The sequence below is a fragment of the Microbacterium sp. genome (assembly GCF_032084865.1).
Taxonomy (GTDB): domain Bacteria; phylum Actinomycetota; class Actinomycetes; order Actinomycetales; family Microbacteriaceae; genus Microbacterium.
Map to the genome: position 1 here is coordinate 1 of NZ_DAMDLU010000199.1, position 3,716 is coordinate 3,716.

Here is a 3,716-nt window from a genome sequence, read left to right on the forward strand (position 1 = left end):
CCGTAGTCGATGGCGAGCCGCAGCTGCGACGGCGACGCGTCGGCCAGCACGACATCGACACCCGTGGCGCGCAGCGCGTGGCCGATGCTCGAGCCGAGAAGCCCCGCTCCGACGACGCGCACCGTCCCCGAGAGCCGTGCGGCGTTCTGCGCCGCGCGCGCACCGTGGGAATCGCTCACTCGTTCTCCTGAGGGCTGTCGTGCGCTCGACGCTGCTCGGAGGCAGCGGGCGCCGGGGAATCCTGGCGCGACAGGGTCAGCAGTGCGCCTCGTTCGATTTTAGTCAGCTCGCGCGCCCTGCCGACCGGGAGAGTTCCCAGGTGCAGCGGCCCGAACTGGCGACGCACCAGCTCGTCGACCGGATGCCCGACGGCGGCCATCATGCGACGGACGATCCGGTTACGGCCGGAGTGCAGCGTCAGCTCGACGAGGCTGAACCCGCGCGACACATCCAGCAGACGCGCCTTGTCGGCCTTGATCGGGCCGTCCTCGAGCTCGATCCCGCGGGTGAGCTGGGCGATCGTCTGAGCGGTGACGGTGCCGGACACCTTGGCGATGTACACCTTCGTCACGCCGAACGACGGGTGGGCCAGCACGTGGGCCAGGTCGCCGTCGTTGGTGAGGATGAGCAGGCCGCTGGTCTCGGCATCCAGTCGCCCGACGTTGTACAGCCGCTCGGGCCACTCCTTCGTGAAACGGCGCAGGTCGGGCCGGCCGCTCTCATCCTTCATGGTGCTCACGACGCCGGTCGGCTTGTTCAGCATCACATAGCGCTTCGAGACGTCGAGCTGCACGGCCGTGCCGTCGACGTCGATGAGGTCTGTCTCGGGATCGATGCGGGTGCCGAGCTCGGTGACCGTCCTGCCGTTTACGCGGATGCGCCCCTCGACGATGTACTGCTCGATGACGCGGCGAGACGCCACGCCGGCGTTCGCGAGGGCCTTCTGCAGCCGGATGCCCTCGGGCTGGTCGCTGTTCATCTTTCCCCCTGGGTCGTTGCTGCCGCTGGCCACGGCCTGGGCCCCTGAGCCTGTCGCAGCCTGGGTCCCTGGCCCTGTCGAAGGGTCATCGGATCATTCCCTCGTCGAATCCGTCGGCGCCGTCGTCGAGCAGCGGCGAGATGGGCGGCAGCTCGACGATCGAGTTGATGCCGAGCTGCTGCAGCAGCTGGTCGGTGGTGCCGTAGTTGATCGCGCCGGTCTCGGAGTCGGCGAACAGCTCGGTGATGAGCCCGCGCGCGAGCAGAGTGCGCACGACCGAGTCGACGTTGACGGCGCGGATGGATGCAACCTGACTGCGCGTCACGGGCTGCTTGTACGCGATGACGGCGAGCGTCTCGAGCGCGGCCTGGGAGAGCCGGGCCGGCGCCTGCCCGCCGATGAAGTCCGCCACCAGGTCGTCATGATCCTCGCGGACGTACAGTCGCCAGCCGCCGCCGACCTCGCGCAGCTCGAAGCCGCGGCGGGGCCCGTGCCCGCGGCCGTCGTAATCCTCCGCCAGCTGCTCGAGCACCTGCCGCACCGCCGGCACGGGCGCGTGCACGGCCGCGGCGAGGGCGACGAGCGCGATCGGCTCATCGATGATCAGCAGGATCGCCTCGACGCGCTCGGCGAGCGGCGCCTCGGCCGTGGTCACGGTGGCGTCGTCCGCAGGGATCGCCTCGGGCCGGGCACCCGTCTCATCGGTCATAGTCTGCTCCCAACGTGGCCAGATGCTCGTCCGACCAGCTCTCCGCCGACCAGCGCAGGGTCAGCTCGCCCAGCGGCTCGAGCTGCTCGAACGACAGCGCGGCGTGCCGGTACAGCTCGAGCACCGAGATGAAGCGCGCCACGACGATGCCCGGCTCGTTGATGCCGGCGACGAGCTCGCGGAAGGTCAGCGACTCGGTGCTGCGCAGCAGCGTCACGACGATCGCGGCCTGCTCGCGAATGCTGACCAGCGGCGCGTGCAGATGGTCGAGTCCGACCGTCGGCAGCTCTTTCGGGGTGAAGGCCATCAGGGCCAGCGCGGCGAAATCGGCGGAGGTGAGCGTCCACACGAGCTCGGGTGTGCGGCTGCGATGCTTCTCGTCGAGCGGCACCGCGCGCACGTGACGGCGTTCCTCGCGCTGCAGGCAGCGGGAGAACCACGTCGAGACCTCTTTGAACGCGCGGTACTGCAGCAGCCGGGCGAACAGCAGGTCGCGGGCCTCGAGCAGCGCCACCGATTCGGCATCCACCAGCTCGCCCTGCGGGAGGAGCCCGGCGATCTTCATGTCGAGCAGGGTGGCGGCCACGACGAGGAATTCGGATGCCTGGTCGAGTTCGGCGTCGCCGTCGAGCTCCCTCAGGTACGAGATGAACTCGTCGGTGACGCGGCTCAGAGACACCTCGGTGATGTCGAGCTCGTGCTTCGAGATGAGGGTGAGCAGCAGGTCGAAGGGTCCGTCGAAGTTCGTCAGAGAGACCCGGAACGCTTCGACCGGCTCAGCGCGGCGCCCGGCCTGGTCGACGGCGGTCTCGTGCTCAGGCGACGGCGCCACGGGCGACCAGCTCCCGCGCCAGTCGCAGGTACGCCTGTGCTGCGGCGTGCTCGGGCGCGAACTCGGTGATGGGAACGCCCGACACCGACGCGTCGGGGAACTTCACGGTGCGACCGATCACGGTCTCGAGGACGTCGTCGCCGAAGGCCTCGACGACGCGCTCCAGCACCTCGCGCGAGTGCAGCGTGCGCGGGTCGTACATGGTGGCGAGCAGCCCGTCGAGCTCGATGGCCGGGTTGAGGCGGTCGCGCACCTTGTCGATGGTCTCGATCAGCAGCGCCACCCCGCGCAGGGCGAAGAACTCGCATTCCAGCGGGATGAGCACGCCGTGCGCCGCGGTCAGCGCGTTCACGGTGAGCAGGCCGAGCGACGGCTGGCAGTCGATGAGGATGACGTCGTACTCGCCCGACACGTGGCGCAGCACCCGGGAGAGGATCGTCTCGCGGGCGACTTCGTTGACGAGGTGCACCTCGGCGGCAGACAGGTCGATGTTCGCCGGCAGGACGTCGAGGTTGGGGACGGCCGAGTGCACGATCGCCTCGCGCGGGTCGCGCTTGGTGTCCAGCAGCAGGTCGTAGACGGTGGGCACGTCGTGGGTCTGGATGCCGAGGCCCGCCGACAGCGCGCCCTGCGGGTCGAAGTCCACGGCGAGCACCCGGCGGCCGTATTCGGCCAGCGAGGCGGCGAGGTTGATCGAGGTCGTCGTCTTGCCGACGCCGCCCTTCTGGTTGCACAGGGCGATGATGCGCGCCGGGCCGTGCGAGGCGAGCGGCGCGGGAGTCGCGAACCCCTGATAGGGACGACCGGTCGGGCCGATGGGGGTGTCGTCACCCTTCGACGCCTTCGACCTGCTCTTCGTCACCTTGTCCGCCATCCTGCTCCTTCGTGCTCGCTCGATTGTATCCGCAGCGCGCCCCCGCGCCGGGGTCGGCACGCGGCAGAGCCTCAGCCCGCCCGCGGGTGCGAAGTCGCGTAGACGTCGCGCAGCGCGTCCACCGACACATGCGTGTAGATCTGGGTCGTCGCCACCGACGCGTGGCCGAGCAGCTCCTGCACCACCCGCACGTCCGCACCGCCCTGCAGCAGGTGCGTCGCGAAGCTGTGCCGCAGGGTGTGCGGCGACACCTCGGCGGCGATCTGGGCACGCTCGGCGGCGGCCCGGATGACCAGCCACGCGCTCTGCCGTGACAGCGGCG

At 70.0% G+C, this 3,716-nt stretch carries 6 protein-coding genes; all 6 read right to left on the reverse strand.

Translation table 11 applies throughout. The features are described from left to right. Positions 1-179: 3-hydroxyacyl-CoA dehydrogenase NAD-binding domain-containing protein (locus RT309_RS14235; RefSeq protein ID WP_313358101.1), on the reverse strand; the 179-nt coding region annotated here is incomplete at its 3' end. Next, complete coding sequence (locus tag RT309_RS14240) at positions 176-979, reverse strand: pseudouridine synthase (RefSeq protein WP_313358094.1); 804 nt, start codon at positions 977-979, stop codon at positions 176-178. The genes RT309_RS14235 and RT309_RS14240, both read right to left, overlap by 4 nt. A gap of 85 nt (positions 980-1,064) precedes the next feature. Next, positions 1,065-1,688, reverse strand: coding sequence for an SMC-Scp complex subunit ScpB (gene scpB, locus RT309_RS14245; RefSeq protein WP_313358096.1), 624 nt, complete (start codon positions 1,686-1,688; stop codon positions 1,065-1,067). Continuing rightward, a complete protein-coding gene (locus RT309_RS14250) occupies positions 1,678-2,520 on the reverse strand; it encodes a segregation and condensation protein A (protein ID WP_396654464.1) in 843 nt (280 codons plus the stop codon). Before RT309_RS14250 ends, scpB begins: the two co-directional genes overlap by 11 nt. Next, positions 2,504-3,394 (reverse strand): ParA family protein, encoded by an 891-nt coding sequence (locus RT309_RS14255; protein ID WP_313358097.1) that lies wholly within the window; start codon positions 3,392-3,394, stop codon positions 2,504-2,506. The genes RT309_RS14250 and RT309_RS14255 overlap by 17 nt, the downstream gene beginning before the upstream one ends. A gap of 71 nt (positions 3,395-3,465) precedes the next feature. Continuing rightward, a partial coding sequence (locus RT309_RS14260; protein WP_313358099.1) for a tyrosine-type recombinase/integrase occupies positions 3,466-3,716 on the reverse strand: 251 nt, incomplete at its 5' end.